The sequence below is a fragment of the Anabaena sp. PCC 7938 genome (assembly GCF_049315035.1).
GTDB classification, from domain to species: domain Bacteria; phylum Cyanobacteriota; class Cyanobacteriia; order Cyanobacteriales; family Nostocaceae; genus Anabaena; species Anabaena cylindrica.
In genome coordinates this window covers 2,479,946-2,496,467 of sequence record NZ_CP186034.1, presented here as the reverse complement: position 1 = coordinate 2,496,467, position 16,522 = coordinate 2,479,946, and the positions used below count along the sequence as shown (strand labels likewise).

Here is a 16,522-nt window from a genome sequence, read left to right as displayed (position 1 = left end):
GTTTCTTAATTACAAGTATTGAACTGGCAATATCATTTCCAGTTCTGGGCTGCTAATTCTTCCATTTTCTTTGCCAATTCCACATCTAAATTGCTGATAGCATTATCGATGTCGTGGGTAACAAGATTCACCCGGACGGTGTTGTAAACATTTAACCATTCCGGGTGATGTCCCATTGTTTCCGCGTGAACACCCACCGTTACCATCCAACCTAACGCAGTCGGAAAAGAGTTAAATTTGTATTCTTTATACAACTTACCTTCTTTAATTTGCCATCCAGGTAAACTACTCAAGGCTTCTTGTAGTTCTGCTTCACTGAGCTTATGTCCTGCCATTGGTGACTGTACTCCTGATTAATGTAGATATTGCTTCATAGTAACAAGTTCACTCAACTGGGGTTTGTTAACAGACATAGATGCACTCAGAGATGGGTAAGAATTTTCTCACTTACCAATTACCAACACTGGTGCGAAAACTTACTTCCCATAGATGAGTTGACGATAATCGCTCTTCATAAAATTAAACATATTTATCTACCTGTTGCTAGATATGTCTTTAACTCAATTTATGGTAGTTTACGTCATGGATTAAAAGTAACAGCTAAAATAGTCATAACAGGTATTGACCTATATTGATCAAACCACCACTTAATTTGTACTAAAATTTGCATAATTTATCCACTACTGCTGCTGCTTTGTCGGAATTAAAAATAAAAAATAATATAGCTTAAGGTTTTCAGTAATTTTGAATAGTAGGCTTTTTTCTGCAATGCTTTACTAGTAGTCGTTCAATAAATAATTGACCAGGAATTTTAGATTAAAAAAATGTGGTAAAATTACCGTTCTTCAGGACGGAAAAATCGTAAATCCCAAATCGAGTGACCGAAATCTAAAATCTAAGATTATTTGACAGGTTAATGACAGGAATAACTAATTTTATATGAACGATAAAAAGTCTTCTGAGCCAACCCAATCTGATACCAAAGCTGTCGAAGTCGGGGAAGAAAAACAACAAACTCAAAGCTATAAACCATTTCCAATTGTGGGGATTATAGCATCTGCGGGAGGATTAGAAGCATTCACCGAACTGCTGGAGAATTTACCAATTAATACAGGAATGGCATTTGTACTGATTCAGCACTTAGAACCGAATCATCAGAGCCTACTGACTGAAATTCTAGCTAAGACCACTCAGATGCCCGTCCATGAATCGTACTCTGGCATAGTCATAGAACCGAACCAAGTCTATATTATCCCCCCGAATGTGAAAATGACCCTGGAACAAGGGATATTAAAACTCGTACCCCGTGAGAAAGTTGAAGGGAGATACAGACCAGGTGATGCCTTTTTAAATTCATTAGCAGCAGAGCAAGGAAACAAAGCAATTAGTGTTGTCCTATCTGGAAGTGATGCAGACGGCACAATGGGAACACAGGCGATTAAGGCAGCAGGTGGTATTACCTTTGCTCAGTCTGAAACATCTGCTCAATTCCGGGAAATGCCGAACATTGCCGTTGCTACAGGTCATGTTGACTTCATTTTGTCACCAGAAGAAATTGCTGAAGAACTAGCAAAAATTGCTCTTCATCCTAACTTTACCCGGTCAAATCTTTCACCAACAGTTGAGCCACCTATAGAAAGTCAGGATGCCTTGCTTCAAGTCTTTGCTTTACTGCAAGGTGCCAGCGGGGTTGACTTTAGCCGCTACAAGCAAACCACATTAAAACGGCGGATTGATCGACGGATGATGCTGTACAATCTGGAAAGGCTGGAGGATTACGTCGAGTATCTCCAAAACCATCCGGCCGAAGTACAGGCTTTATACCACGAAATTCTCATCAATGTCACCAGTTTTTTTCGGGACAGTAATGCTTACCAAGCCTTAAAGGAGAGAGTATTTCCGAGTATTGTTAAAGGTAAGTCAGTACAGTCGCCAATTCGGATCTGGGTGACAGGATGTGCCACTGGTCAGGAAGTTTACTCGATTGCCATCTGCTTATTAGAGTTTTTGGAAGATGTCATCTCCAAACCTGCTATCCAAATTTTTGCGACAGATATTAATGAAATAGGAATCGAAAAAGCCAGGTCAGGTATTTATAAGCAGAACGAAATAACTGATATTTCACCAGAACGGCTCAGACGCTTTTTTGTTGAAGTGGACGGTGGATATCAAATCAACAAATCACTTCGTGAACATTGTATCTTTGCTAGACAAAACTTGATCAGTGACCCACCATTCTCTAATCTAGATCTGATTACTTGTCGGAATTTGCTGATTTATTTAGACTCCGGTTTACAAAAGCAGTTGATGACAATTTTCCATTACAGTCTCAAACCCACAGGGTTTCTGATGTTAGGTAATTCAGAGAGTGCGGGAGAATTCTCAGACTTATTTGCCTTAGTAGATAGAAAAAACAAGATTTATTCTAAGAAATTAGTACCTACTAACCTGAATTTTAACTTTTCCAGGGGTAACTATCCCGTAGCGAGAGTAAACCTTGACAAAAAAATGAGTGAGAAGTCTTGGGATATTGATGATTTACACAAAGAAGCTGACCAACTTGTCTTAAATCGTTATGCCCCAGTTGGTGTTTTGATCAGCGACAATATGGAAGTTCTCCAATTTCGCGGAGATACCAGTTATTATTTAAGACCCGCTCCAGGTCAGCCCAGCTTTAATTTACTGAAAATGGCTCGAAAGGGCTTACTAGAAGAGTTGCGTACCGCAATTCATCAATCCAAAAGGCTGGATGTTTCCGTAAGAAAGGAAAATTTACAGATTGATGGCAGTGAATCGCCCAAGAAAGTCAATTTTGAGGTGATTCCAGTCAAACTTCCCTTAGCAGTAAACACTCGCTACTTTCTGGTCTTATTTGAAGATGTACCTTCATTAGCAGAACAAACTTTTCTAAAACCTGAAAATCAAGAACAGGGAAACATAGTTTCGGAAATAGTTCAATTCAAACAGGAATTGTTAGCCGCTAAACAGGAACTTGCTCTGACTCAAGAGTATTTAGAATCAATGATTCAGGAGCAGGAAGCCACAACTCAAGACTTGAAAGTGGCAAATGAAGAAATCCTGTCAAGCAACGAGGAACTACAAAGCACTAATGAGGAGTTGCAAACAGCAAAAGAAGAAGTTCAAGCAACTAATGAAGAACTGAAAACAACCAACGATGAACTGCAAAGTCGAAATCTAGAATTACACCATGTCAACAATGATCTGTTGAATTTGCTTAGTAGTGTGAATATTCCGATTTTAATCTTGGCAAATGATTTGCGGATTCGGCGCTTCACTCCCACAGCACAGCATCTCCTCAATTTGATTCCTACAGATGTGGGGCGACCATTTAGTGATATTCGCTCTACAATCAATGTTGTTAATTTAGAGTCATTGCTATTAGAAGTAATTGACACTTTGAATGTCAAAGAACTAGAGGTACAAGATCAGCAAGGGCATTGGTATAATCTGCGAATTCGACCTTACAGGACGACAAGTAATCAAATTGATGGCGTGGTGATGGTATTGATGGATATTGATGACATTAAGTGCAGCGCCCAGCAGCTAGAACAGTCGCGTAATTATGCCGAAGCCATTGTGGAAACTGTACCACAACCTTTAGTGGTGATTGATTCTAGTTTACGAGTTATTACAGCCAATCACGCTTTTTATCAAACCTTCCAAATTTCCTCAGCGCAAGCAGAACAGCAACTGATATGCGAACTAGGAAATGGTCAATGGAACATTCCCAATCTAATCACGCTTCTAGAAGAAATTTTCCTGAAAAATACTCGGCTTCACGACTTTGAGGTAGAGAAAGTCTTTGAGAAAATTGGGTACAGAATTATGCTGCTCAATGGTTGTAAAATTACTCAACAAGATAATGAACCGATGATTTTGTTGGCAATTCAGGATATCACGCAGCAGAAGCAGTTCGCGGCAGAACGCGCTCAGTTACTGGCTCAGGAGAAGTCAGCCCGCTTGCAAGCAGAGGTATCTAACCGCGCTAAAGATGAGTTTTTATCTATTCTCTCCCATGAACTCCGCAATCCGCTGAATGCCATTTTGGGATGGTCTCAGTTACTCCGCACGCAAAATCTGAAGGCAGATCAAATCTCTCAAGGACTTGAAGTCATTGAGCGCTGCGCTAGGGCGCAAACTCAACTAATTGAGGATCTTCTAGACATCTCCCGCATTACGACTGGCAAACTCCATCTCAACAATAGCCTCATTGATCTCGTTTCTGTAATTGGTTCAGCCCTTGAAGTTGTACGGTTGTCCGCAGGAGCTAAAAATATTGAGATCATAGCTCGTTTGCAACCTGGAATTGGAAAAGTACTGGGTGATTTAGACCGCTTGCAACAGATACTCTGGAATTTGCTTTCTAATGCTGTTAAATTTACCTCTGAGGGGGGACGTGTTGAAGTCACTTTGGAACGTGTTGATTCCCAAGCCGAGATTCGAGTTAGTGACACAGGTATTGGGATAGCTAATGACTTTCTCCCTTATGTTTTTGAGCGTTTTCGTCAGGCTGATAGCACCAAAACTCGCGCCTATAATGGAATTGGGTTGGGATTATCAATTGTCCGTTATTTGATTGAACTTCATGGTGGTACGGTTTATGCAGAAAGTCCAGGTGAGGGGCTAGGATCAACCATAATCGTTAGGCTACCGCTTTCTGCCACGATTCAGGAAAAATATTTTCCTGGTGATACTGAGAAGTTCCCATTAGCAGAAGGTTTGGAATCATCCGTTGATGGTCTGCCGTCACTGAAAGGTTTGCGTATACTCGTTGTAGATGATGAGGCAGATATGCGTGAATTACTGATGATAATACTGGAGGATTATGGGGCCCAGGTAACGACGGCCAAATCTGCTCAAGACGCGCTCTCAATATTGACAAGCAACCCTGGGATATATGATTTGCTAATATCTGATATTGGCATGATGAACGAGGATGGCTATAGTTTAATCCGGCAGGTGCGATCGCTTAGTGCTGAGGCCGGAGGACAAATTCCCGCAGCAGCTTTGACAGGGTATGTTCGTGATGAGGAATGCCGAGAAGCTTATTTGGCAGGTTTCCAAATGCACATGGCTAAACCCATTCAGCTAAATCAACTGGTAATCATGGTTGCGAATCTAGCTGGACGAGGTGGTGTTTGAAAGGGCAGAGGGGCAGGGGCAGGGGAGCAGGAGGGCAGAGGGGCAGGGGAGCAGGGGGCAGAGGGGCAGAGGGGCATGGGGCAGGGGAGAGTTAGAAAAGTCTATTGTGTTTTCTTGTTTTTTCTGCGCCTGAGTTTTCTGAGCAGTATCTTGAAATAACGAAAATTCAAATAACGTTTATACCGTTGGGCGACTTCTTTACCTACCAATAACACACCTAACCAAAATATAACTTCAGCTAAAACCAATAATGCTGGGATTAATAAGGCTTTTTGAGCTACAGAAATTGGTAGAAATGGGACAATTATAGCGATCGCTAACCAGGGAAAAAATGAGACGATAATTAGAACCAAACCCAGCTTTTTCATAACTTATGTTTATAACAGAATCTGAGTTTAGTATTTTTATCTGTTGGGCTGGAGTGGCTTATCCTACATTAATACCTATTTCCGACGTTCTTGCAATTTGCGATATACATCCTTTAAGTCAACTTGATGATGTGCGATCGCCACGAGGGTATGATAAAACAGATCTGCAACTTCACCTGCGATCGCATCTGCATCATCATCTTTACAGGCCATTACGACCTCGGCGCTTTCCTCACCAATCTTTTTCAATATTTTGTTATCGCCACCAGCCAATAACTTACAGGTATAAGAGCTTTCATTGGGGTGGTCACGGCGATCGCATATCACATCAAATACCTGCGACAACATATCCCCTGGTGGTGGGATAACTTTCCCATCTATTTGATGAAAACAACTACGCTCCCCAGTGTGACAGGCAATATCTCCCAGCTGCTCCACTACCACCAGTATGGCATCGCTATCACAGTCATAACGAATACTCTGCACCTTTTGAATATGTCCAGAAGTTGCTCCCTTGTGCCACAACTCCTGACGCGAACGGCTCCAAAACCAAGTTTCTCCAGTTTCCAACGTCTTTTGTAAAGACTCCCGATTCATCCAAGCCATCATCAAGACAGTACCATCCAGATAATCTTGGACAATAGTTGCCACTAAACCCTTGTCATCGTAGCGAATTTTTTCCACAGGGATAGCAGATTGGAGCGATAGCGCAAGCGCTGACCGGGGGTTTCGCAGTTCGGGAGAAGACATACCAGAAATTTACTTTAAATTTAACAATGATTGATGCATTCACGATACCATTCTCAATAGAGCAACTGGCATCTTTTTAACAAACATCTTGATTAAGTCTAAGATTATCGTAGTCTGCAAATCTTAAAGATATCTAAGGGACTTCCAAATAAAAAAATGTACAAAGATTTCTTGTGGTGCGGGCAATCTTGCCCGAAAATCATCAAGGACAGGCAGGATGCCCATCCCACAAGATTGAATAATTTATTTTCTGATGTTCCCTAAAGAGTAAGTTTTGGTTCGATTTGTATTAAAATATTGTTATTTTTTTGATTCAGGCAACCCCACAAGGATAGAAATTTTCTGCCATTTTTGACCCTATCCTAAGATAGATAAGCTCTTTTTATTGCCCATTTTTGAGAGGAAACCTTGGTAAACACCACAATTAAAACGACAAAATCTCAAGAAATCTTTGCTGCTGCTCAAAACCTGATGCCAGGAGGAGTAAGTTCTCCAGTTCGCGCTTTCAAATCTGTTGGTGGACAACCCATAGTTTTTGATCGCGTTAACGGAGCTTACCTTTGGGATGTAGATGGCAACAAATACATTGACTATGTTGGGAGTTGGGGCCCTGCCATTTGTGGTCATGCCCACCCAGAAGTGATCACAGCACTGCATACAGCCTTGGAAAAAGGAACAAGCTTTGGCGCACCCTGTGTGCTAGAAAATGTTTTAGCAGAAATGGTGATAGATGCAGTTAACAGCATCGAAATGGTCAGATTTGTCAATTCTGGCACTGAAGCTTGTATGGCAGTACTCCGGTTAATGCGAGCCTTCACCAAACGGGATAAAATCATCAAATTTGAAGGTTGCTATCACGGACACGCTGATATGTTCCTGGTCAAAGCAGGTTCTGGTGTCGCCACACTTGGCTTACCCGATTCCCCAGGAGTACCCAAAGCGGCAACTAGCGATACATTAACAGCCCCTTATAATGATCTGGAAGCTGTCAGAGCCTTATTTGAGGAAAACCCCAACCAGATAGCTGGCGTAATTCTCGAACCAGTAGTTGGTAATGCTGGTTTTATTACTCCTGACGCTGGCTTCTTAGAAGGACTGCGGGAGCTTACCCACGAGTATGGGGCTTTACTAGTATTTGATGAAGTAATGACTGGCTTCCGTATTGCCTATGGTGGCGCTCAAGAAAAATTTGGCATCACTCCAGATTTAACAACACTCGGTAAAATTATCGGTGGTGGCTTGCCAGTGGGAGCTTATGGTGGTCGCCGCGATATCATGTCAATGGTTGCACCTGCTGGCCCTGTATATCAAGCTGGGACTCTTTCCGGTAATCCCCTAGCCATGACTGCTGGAATCAAGACACTGGAATTACTACAAAAACCCGGTACTTATGATTCTCTAGAACAGATGACTCAGAAGCTAACCAATGGGTTGCTCAAAATTGCTCAAGAAACAGGTCATGCAGTCTGCGGTGGTAATATCAGCGCCATGTTTGGTCTATTTTTCACCGCTGGCCCAGTACATAACTATGAGGATGCGAAAAAAGCAGATACAGCCAAGTTCGGGCGTTTCCATCGTGGAATGCTAGAGCATGGTATTTACTTAGCACCATCTCAGTTTGAAGCTGGGTTTACTTCTTTAGCTCATACAGACGAAGATATTGAACAGACCTTAGCTGCTGCAAGGGATGTGATGTCTAGCCTGTAAACGGGAACGCTTAACAGGGAACAGTGAATGAGTTTTCTTTCCTGTTAAGAGTTCCCTAACCCAACGCCTCGGCATTAAACACTACTTAGCAGCCACATCCATTATGACCACAGCCTTTGATGGTTTGATGACCCTCCGCACAACCATCAGAGCAATAGTGTTTATCGTCTTTGAGGATAGCGCTTTCTAATGAAACAACACACAAGCAACTTGGACAGGCGCATTTCATTTGATTTACGGTTGTCATATCAATTTCTCCATTTTGTTGTTGAAAACAATAATATAACATATGAACAACAATTCATACATTTTAGGAAAAATTAAACCTAAAATTTAACAACACACGAAAGTCGCCACCCTCAGTCCTATGGCTAATGCCACACTACCGAATTCGCGGTAATTGAACGGGGGAGCAGGGGAAAAAGGGTTTTAGGCTTGTTTACTTTTATTTATACAGTTTGGTTTGATTCTGCCTACCTAGTTCACGATTGTTGACTACGTAAATCATCATGATGAGCTGTTATACATTGATTTTGTATAATTAATAATTTACTTTTTCAGTATTTTTACATAAAAACCTAAGAGATAATAGCTTGATTTTAATGAGATAATAGTTGGGAGAAAAAAAATTAGTTTTAGCGCATAGTTTATTCTAATAGGAGTTACGCATTGACAGGAAATTTGAAATAGGCATCGTCGTAAAACCCGTATTTCTCGTAGGAGTTTAGCATTGCTAAACCCTTAGAATATCGTTATTTTTCCGATTAACATCATCATTCATTAAAGCCGGAAATACACTATATTGGTTAAAGCATACCATAATTAGTTTGTACAGTACCTAGATCCTATCTAAGTACTTTACTATCACTTCAATTAGCATCGTGTATAAATTTAAGAACTCTTTAAAGACTAGTTTTCAGCAAAAATTATCTGACAAAGTTGAAACTTGTTCTCAATAATAGAATCTGAGTCTAAATTTTCTACCTTATTTCGTTATTTCGTTGTGCAGCGAGTTAAAAGTGCATGAGCTATTGCTTCAATCCTACCTGTTCCCATCCTAAAAATGTGGCATCTAGTCCAAGATGCCAATCTTGTGACTCGCCACTAACGTTGCGTGGTAAATGTGGTCAATATCGAGTGTATAAACCTTTAGGACAGGGCGGTTTCGGAGCCACATTTTTAGCTAGAAATGAGGCCTTGCCAGGAGAACCAAGTTGTGTAATTAAGCAACTGCGTCCTTCAGGAACGGCTCCACACATATTGCAAATGGCACGAGAACTGTTCGAGAGGGAAGCCAAAACTTTAGGTCAAATTGGCAATCATCCACAAATACCGCGCCTACTGGACTATTTTGAAGACGATAAACAATTTTATTTAGTTCAGGAATATATCAGTGGTGCTACTCTCCAACAGGAAGTAAGAAAAACTGGAGTCTATAGCGAAGCTGGAGTCAAACAGTTCTTGAGTGAGATCCTGCCATTGCTGCAATACATCCATGAACTAAAGGTAATTCACCGCGATATCAAACCAGCTAACTTAATTCGCCGTTCTCAAGATGCCAGACTAGTACTGATTGATTTTGGAGCTGTCAAAAACCAAGTTACCCAAGTAGCTGCCGAGCAATCAGGACAGACGGCATTGACAGCTTATGCAATTGGTACTCCTGGTTTTGCTCCTCCAGAGCAAATGGCTATGCGTCCGGTTTACTCTAGCGATATCTACGCTCTAGGAGTGACGTGCATTTATCTTCTAACTGGCAAAACGCCTAAAGATTTGCCATACAATCCTACAACGGGTGAAATCATGTGGGAGCAGCTTGTAGATGTGAGCGCACATTTAACAACTGTGTTAAAAAAAATGTTAGAGGTTTCAGTCCGTAATCGCTACCATTCAGCCCCAGATGTTCTCAGAGCCTTGGAGATAGAACCATATTTAGATAGTTTAGCAAAGGGGTTAATAGTTCAATCTGATGTTGATCTCAAAGAATCAGCAAACAATAAGTCAGATAATTCTATTGGTGTGTCTACTCATCCTGGTTCTAATACTCATGGTGTAGCGGAAGTAGCAGCGGCAATCCGTGCTAGACGTGCTAAGTCATCGGAAACGACTGGATTCCGAACTGGGCGAATTCAGCAGAAGAAGTTAATCTCTAAATCTCCCGATATAGCTAACACTGATATTAATAATTCTCAAGCTGGCCGCAAATTAAATTCTCAAACTCTACTCCAAGCATATGTTAAGGGAAGACGGGATTTTGCTTCGTATAACATCAGTATGTTGAGCTTACAAGGTGCTGATTTATCGGGAACTAATTTCCATCACGCTCAATTAAAACAAACTAATCTCCAAGGTGCAAATCTCCAAAATACTGATTTTGGCAGAGCTAGTCTGATGCAAGCGAACTTAAGGGATGCTAATTTGACTAAAGCTTACTTAAGTAATGCTGATTTAGAGGGGGCTGATTTGAGGGGTGCTGATCTTAGTTATGCTTATATGAGTCAGGCTAATCTCCGGGGGGCTAATTTATGCGGTGCTAATCTCACCGGCGCTAAAGTTACCGATGAACAAATAGCACTGGCTAAAACTAATTGGTTGACAGTCCGCCCCAATGGTAAAAGGGGATTCTTGTAACTTTACTTTTGGGCTGAATTGACAATTGAATGTGTTAAAGCATCAATTCTAGGACTTACGCACTATACAAATTAGACATGATATCAATCAACGATGATTGGTGATTGCAGGCTTTTGAGATAGCAGATTATTCAGGTGCGTTAGATGTAGAAAATCTGTTAATTGTGCCAAATTATCGAGTCTGATGCACCCTACAAGAGACTACTGGTACTAACTGGAAATTTTTAAACCTTATTAATCAAGTAATAGAAATTGACTTGACAGATTATTATATTAATAATATGGGTAAAATTCTAGGTATTTTATCTAGTACCGTGATGGAATAGGTATTGTATATGCTTCTCCAATCAATTGCTGCTGAACAAAGAACGGTTTTATATAACGTTAGTTGGGATACCTTTGAAGCCTTATTGAGAGATACAGGGGAGGATAGAGGTTCTCGCTTTGCTTATGACTGCGGTACTTTAGAAATTATGACTCCACTTTTTGAACACGAAAGCCCGAAAATTCAATTTGATAGATTAATATTTTCCTTAGCTGAAGAATTAGATATAGAAATCAGAAGTGCTGGTTCTACAACATTAAAACGTAAACTCTTTGCAAAGGGAATAGAACCAGATAGTTGCTATTATATCCAAAATGAAGCAGCTATTAGAGGTAGGGAAACTTTAAATTTAGAAACAGATCCTCCTCCAGATTTAGCGGTTGAAATTGATATTACTAGCAGTTCTGTGAATAAGTTTAATATTTATGCGGCTTTAGGTGTGGCTGAATTGTGGAGATATGATGGTGAAGTTTTAAAGTTTTATCAATTGATGGAAAATCAATATATTGAGATTAAGTTTAGTATGGCTTTTTCTCTAGTTTCTGTTGGGGATATAAATAGATTTATTCAGCAAAGTAAAACTATGGGTGAAATTGCTTTGTTAAAATCTTTCCGCGCTTGGGTACGGGGGAAATAGGGTAGTTTGCTTACTCTAAAGACAAGGAGGAAATTTTGAATCAATTGTGACCATACTAATTCACCAGCAAGCTGTCCATAAATCATTACTGTTGCAACGTTTAGCATATATTTACGATTGACAGTATATTCTGGGTTGTAAATATGTGCTATTGCCAATCCTCCTATAATCTGACATGGAGTATATACCATAATACCAAATGCACCGAGTGAATTTAAAGTTGCAGCAGCCGGAATCAGTTCATGAATAACACGGTGTTTTATTTCTTCTACGGCTTCTTCCATGTCGTTAATATTTCGATCTGACCAGTTACCGTTAAAAATTGTTTTGAATAACTGCGAGTTTTCTTCTACTTTTGCGGGTAAGTTAAGAATTACATCACGTCCATCCTGTATGGATTGGATGACTCGGTTGTAAAGGCCAGCAATCTTGTTGAAAAATCCCATAAAGAGGTTATTTGTGTAATTTTGTCTATAGCACAATATCATTTTTTACAAATCTTATATAGTCAATAACTATTGATAAATCCCTATAGATGATTGATATAATGTAATCACATTATGTACATACACAACAAATGAGTAACTCCTATAATATTCGTAGCACCAAAATTGGTAACAGTTCAGGGTTTCGACTTCCTGCTGATTTTTATCGTGAACATCCCCAATTTGCTAATGCAGATGGTTGGATTGAGGTTTTATCCCCAGATACAGCAATTGTGCGAATTATTCCTCAATTGAATGATGATGAAGATGCAGAAGACTCTCTATTAATGCGGCTGTTTCTTGATTTTGCTACCACAGAAGCATTGAAAAATAATACACTACAACCTTATACAACAGAAATGTCTGAAGCTGCTCATCAACTAATTGAAGGTGTGCAGTTAGACGATGAGTAAATTTGTTAGTAATAACTGGGAAATTTATTTTCATCCTCAACTATTTGGTACTCAATATCAAGCATTATCAAACCGCGTTGTTAATTTGCGCGAACAATTACCAGAAGCTGAGTTTAAAACTCATGCAACAGTGAAACTTTTTGCAGCAATTACAATAGCAATTGAAACTAAAATTCCCTCTGATCCTTTTGCTAGTCATTTTGTATTAACGGGTGCATTAAAACGCTATAGTCGAGTCAAAAAAATGGGTTTACCAGAACGGTATCGACTATTTTTTCGGGTGTTTGATACCCCACAATTAAAAGCAATTGTGATTTTGTGGTTGGGATTTCCGCGTAAAGAAGGCGCTAAGGATGATTGTTATGATGTATTTACTAAAATGGTAGCGCGAGGGAAGTTTCCAGATAGTTTGGATGAGTTGTTAGCAGATTGTGAAGTGAATTTGGACAAAGTGGAGTAGCCGTAGTTTGGTTTGACGGAAGGAAACCCAACACCAACTTTTAAACAGCATCTAATAATTCAAACCAACCTATGATGAAACTTTACCATTATTATTTGTCGCCTCTGCACTAGTTACAATTAAATGGGTTAAAGCGTCAATCAAGCGATCGCTCTCCATGGGGATAATATCCTCACCATATAAAACTTTTTGAGTGATGGCAAAATGTGCTATTGAACCAATTAAGATTCTCGCTGTTGCTTCAGGATCGGGTATTTTTAATTCTGGATGTGATCCTAAGTATTGACTAATAGTCTCAATTGCTGGTTTGGCAATAGAACGGATAAAAACTTGCGCTAGTTCTGGAAACCGGACAGATTCACCAATCAGCACTCGCTCAAACGCCAGATATTCTGGATCTGTCATCATTTGCTCTAAAGCAGTTTTTGCCAAACTCCGTAAAACTACGAATGGTTCTCCCACCAGGGGATGTTGACCAAAAATTGACTGAAACTGTTTTCTGGCTAGTCGTTCTATCAAGGCGCTGAAAAGTCCAACTTTATCTTGGAAGTGGCTGTATACCGTCGCTTTAGATACTCCCGCTGCTTCAGCAACCCGATCCATGCTAGTTCCTGCGTAACCTTGTTTTAAGAACTCCCTCATTGCTCCTTGCAGAATCTTTTCTACTTTATCTGAATGCCCTCGCTCTATCTCCCCAATTTTTGGGCGTACCATATTTTACTATTATCCTTATTTGTCAACAGTTCTATATAAAGGAAGGCTGCCTAGTTGACTTAACTAGTCCTTCTAGCCTACAGTTTAAAACTAAACGGTTTAGTTTTTGATGCAGATCAAAAATATTTTTCTCAAGTGCAAACTTCTACCTTAATACTCCTCAGTTAAGCAATTTGCATTTTCATGAACAAATTTTGCATCGCTTAAAAGGTATGCTATTGTGCAGAACCCCAAGCTACAAGGTTCATTATCTTCTCACTCTCTGATTTGGCTACCAATTACGATATCTATAATTGCCTCATTTACTGTTGTAGGTGTTGGTACATTTACTGTGATGCGGTTGAGAGATAAAGCCGAGGATGCAGTAATGCCAGTGATCATCATACCCGAACTGAAAACAGTTACAGCTTTGGGAAGGATTGAACCACAAGGAAAAGTGATTAAACTCTCATCTGGTGGATCTGGTGAAGGTAGCCGGATAGAAAAGTTATTGGTGCAGGAAGGAGAGAAGGTACAAGAAGGACAGATAATTGCTATTTTAGACAATCGCGATCGCTTGCAAGCTGCATTACAGGAAGCAGAGGAAGAAGTCAAAGTAGCCAAAGCTAATTTATCCCGCATTCAAGCTGGTGCAAAACGTGGAGAAATTGCCACCCAACAAGCAACTATTACCCGTTTGATAGCAGAAAACCAAGGGAATATGGATACCCAAACTGCTGCTATTGCCAGCTTGCAAGCTGAGTTAGTCAATGCAAAATCAGAAAACCAACGTTATCAGGAACTATATGTAGAAGGTGCAATTTCAGCCTCTCAACTCGATAGTAAACGCCTAACTCTAGAAACTGCCCAAAAAAGCCTGCAAGCAGCACAGGCAGAGTTAAAGAGTATCCAGTTAACAGGCCAACAACGAATCAAAGAAGCGATCGCTACATTAGATCAAATTGTGGAAGTGCGTCCAGTTGATGTAGTCGCAGCCAAAGCCGAAATTGGTCGTACTCAAGCAGCTGTGAAAAAAGCAGAAGTTGATCTTCAACAAGCTTACGTGCGATCGCCCCAAAATGGACAGGTATTTGAAATTCACACCCGTCCTGGAGAATTAATATCAAATAATGGCATTGCCGATATTGGCCAAACTAGTCAAATGTACGCAGTTGCCGAAGTTTACGAAAGCGATATTAAAAAACTGCATCCAGGGCAACAGGTACGGGTATCTGGTGATGTTCTACCGATGGAATTACAGGGAACGGTGGAACGGATAGGTTTACAGGTACAGCGGCAGAATGCAATTAATACTGACCCTTCTACCAATATTGACAACAGGGTGATAAAAGTCCATATCCGACTAGATCCAGCTTCGAGTCAGAAAGCTGCCAATTTAACCAATATGCAAGTCAAGGTAGTGATCGAACTTTAATTTGCACGCAACAGTTACTCTTTAGGGAACACCAGAAAATAAATTATCCAATCTTGTGGGATGGGCATCCTGCCCGTCCTTGATAATTTGCGGGCAAGATGCCCGCACCACAAGAAATTTTTGTATATTTTTTTATTTGAAAGTCCCTTACTCAAAGAATACGGATTGAATGAACCGCAAAGACGCGAAGGACGCGAAGGAAGAAGGAAGAAGGAAGATAAATATTCCCCTTCTTGTTCTCCTTATTCCCTCATCTCTAATATGATGCGAATACTTCAACAGTTGCGACGACGGACACCTCTGGGGTGGTTGCAACTAAGTCATGATAAAAGTCGCTTGCTAGTAGCGTTATCAGGTATTGCCTTTGCTGACATTCTCATGTTTATGCAGCTAGGCTTTCAAACTGCACTCTATGACAGCAACACTAGGTTACATCGCAGTTTGCACGCGGATATTATTTTAACTAGTCCCCAAACCCGTAATTTGCAAAGTATGTCTACTTTTTCTCGACGGAGACTATACCAAGCAATGGATATACCAGGGGTGCAGTCAGCAGAAGCAATTTATCTCAATGTCATCACCTGGAAAAATCCTCAAACTCGTAAAGAAACAGCAGTGTTGGGAATCGGCTTTAATCCCAATAGACCAGTTTTTGATTTACCAGAAGTCAATCAACAATTAGCTGCAATTAAACTACCAGACACAGTTTTATTTGATCGGGGTGCGAGAGGAGATTATCAAAAAGCGATCGCACAAATTGACCAAGGTAAAACCGTTACGACTGAAATTGATGGACGCACGATTACTGTCGGTGGGTTATTTAAAATAGGTGCTTCTTTTGGCACTGATGGCAGCTTAATCACTAGTGATCAGAACCTATTACGGTTAGTTCCCAAACGTCCATCTAGCAGTGTCAGTCTTGGTTTGGTGAAAATTAAACCAGGCTATGACTCGCAACAAGTAGCCAAAAATTTGAGACTGTACCTTACAGATGATGTGAGAGTATTAACCCATGCAGAATTTATTGAATTTGAGAACAATTTTTGGAGAACCAATTCACCCATTGGATTTATTTTCAGTTTAGGTGTCTCAATGGGATTTGTGGTGGGGGTAATTATTGTTTATCAAATCCTTTCCGCTGATGTCAATGCCCATCTACGTGAATATGCTACCTTTAAAGCCATTGGCTATCGAAATTATTACCTGTTAATTGTGATATTTGAAGAAGCTTTGATTTTGGCTATTCTAGGCTTTATACCTGGTTTAGCGGTATCATTGGGGCTTTATCAATTAACCAGACAAGCCACTAACTTACCAGTATACATGACGATCATTCGTGGTATGCAAGTTTTAGTGCTGACCATTACCATGTGTGCAATTTCTGGTGCGATCGCAACTCGTAAACTCCAAGCCGCTGATCCTGCCGATATGTTTTGAACATTAGTCTTTCATAAC

General features: G+C 40.3%; 14 protein-coding genes. 8 read left to right on the top strand and 6 right to left on the bottom strand.

All coding sequences use genetic code 11. From position 1 onward, the window contains the following. Positions 1–32: 32 nt before the first annotated feature. A complete protein-coding gene (locus tag ACOWPH_RS11515) occupies positions 33–335 on the bottom strand; it encodes a 4a-hydroxytetrahydrobiopterin dehydratase (protein ID WP_015215524.1) in 303 nt (100 codons plus the stop codon). A 604-nt stretch (positions 336–939) separates the two neighbouring features. Here ACOWPH_RS11515 and ACOWPH_RS11510 point away from each other — a divergent pair. Beyond that, complete coding sequence (locus tag ACOWPH_RS11510) at positions 940–5,163, top strand: CheR family methyltransferase (protein ID WP_015215523.1); 4,224 nt, start codon at positions 940–942, stop codon at positions 5,161–5,163. Positions 5,164–5,264: 101 nt separating this feature from the next. On the opposite strand, the gene ACOWPH_RS11505 is transcribed toward ACOWPH_RS11510, so the two are convergent. Both ACOWPH_RS11505 and hisIE read right to left on the bottom strand, forming a co-directional pair. Further along, complete coding sequence (locus tag ACOWPH_RS11505) at positions 5,265–5,531, bottom strand: transporter suffix domain-containing protein (RefSeq protein WP_015215522.1); 267 nt, start codon at positions 5,529–5,531, stop codon at positions 5,265–5,267. Positions 5,532–5,606: 75 nt separating this feature from the next. Then, entirely contained in the window at positions 5,607–6,281 is a 675-nt protein-coding gene (gene hisIE, locus ACOWPH_RS11500; protein WP_015215521.1) for a bifunctional phosphoribosyl-AMP cyclohydrolase/phosphoribosyl-ATP diphosphatase HisIE, read from the bottom strand. Positions 6,282–6,689: 408 nt separating this feature from the next. Here hisIE and hemL point away from each other — a divergent pair, with 408 nt between their 5' ends. Then, entirely contained in the window at positions 6,690–7,988 is a 1,299-nt protein-coding gene (gene hemL / locus ACOWPH_RS11495; protein WP_015215520.1) for a glutamate-1-semialdehyde 2,1-aminomutase, read from the top strand. A gap of 85 nt (positions 7,989–8,073) precedes the next feature. On the opposite strand, the gene ACOWPH_RS11490 is transcribed toward hemL, so the two are convergent. Further along, entirely contained in the window at positions 8,074–8,217 is a 144-nt protein-coding gene (locus tag ACOWPH_RS11490) for a metallothionein (protein WP_313933850.1), read from the bottom strand. 794 nt (positions 8,218–9,011) lie between these two features. On the opposite strand from ACOWPH_RS11490, the gene ACOWPH_RS11485 reads away from it, so the two are divergent. Both ACOWPH_RS11485 and ACOWPH_RS11480 read left to right on the top strand, forming a co-directional pair. Then, positions 9,012–10,619 (top strand): serine/threonine-protein kinase, encoded by a 1,608-nt coding sequence (locus ACOWPH_RS11485; RefSeq protein ID WP_015215518.1) that lies wholly within the window; start codon positions 9,012–9,014, stop codon positions 10,617–10,619. Between the two features lie 335 nt (positions 10,620–10,954). Further along, positions 10,955–11,581 (top strand): Uma2 family endonuclease, encoded by a 627-nt coding sequence (locus ACOWPH_RS11480; RefSeq protein WP_015215517.1) that lies wholly within the window; start codon positions 10,955–10,957, stop codon positions 11,579–11,581. Here the strand turns inward: ACOWPH_RS11480 and ACOWPH_RS11475 are convergent. Beyond that, complete coding sequence (locus ACOWPH_RS11475) at positions 11,512–12,027, bottom strand: hypothetical protein (RefSeq protein ID WP_015215516.1); 516 nt, start codon at positions 12,025–12,027, stop codon at positions 11,512–11,514. The two genes, ACOWPH_RS11480 and ACOWPH_RS11475, sit on opposite strands and share 70 nt — an antisense overlap. A gap of 131 nt (positions 12,028–12,158) precedes the next feature. On the opposite strand from ACOWPH_RS11475, the gene ACOWPH_RS11470 reads away from it, so the two are divergent. Then, positions 12,159–12,479, top strand: a complete 321-nt coding sequence (locus ACOWPH_RS11470; protein ID WP_015215515.1) for a hypothetical protein — start codon at positions 12,159–12,161, stop codon at positions 12,477–12,479. After that, positions 12,472–12,939 (top strand): type II toxin-antitoxin system YhaV family toxin, encoded by a 468-nt coding sequence (locus ACOWPH_RS11465; protein WP_015215514.1) that lies wholly within the window; start codon positions 12,472–12,474, stop codon positions 12,937–12,939. Before ACOWPH_RS11470 ends, ACOWPH_RS11465 begins: the two co-directional genes overlap by 8 nt. A 69-nt stretch (positions 12,940–13,008) precedes the next feature. Here the strand turns inward: ACOWPH_RS11465 and ACOWPH_RS11460 are convergent, their stop codons facing one another. Next, positions 13,009–13,653 carry a TetR/AcrR family transcriptional regulator gene (locus tag ACOWPH_RS11460; protein WP_015215513.1) on the bottom strand — a complete coding sequence of 215 codons (645 nt, stop codon included), beginning with the start codon at positions 13,651–13,653 and terminating at the stop codon, positions 13,009–13,011. A gap of 220 nt (positions 13,654–13,873) precedes the next feature. Here ACOWPH_RS11460 and ACOWPH_RS11455 point away from each other — a divergent pair, with 220 nt between their 5' ends. Further along, on the top strand, positions 13,874–15,067 hold the full coding sequence (locus ACOWPH_RS11455; protein WP_015215512.1) for an ABC exporter membrane fusion protein: 1,194 nt from the start codon (positions 13,874–13,876) through the stop codon (positions 15,065–15,067). Positions 15,068–15,331: 264 nt separating this feature from the next. After that, positions 15,332–16,504: an ABC transporter permease DevC gene (devC, locus tag ACOWPH_RS11450; RefSeq protein WP_171815830.1), complete on the top strand. Its 1,173-nt coding sequence runs from the start codon at positions 15,332–15,334 to the stop codon at positions 16,502–16,504. The last annotated feature ends 18 nt before the right edge of the window (positions 16,505–16,522 follow it).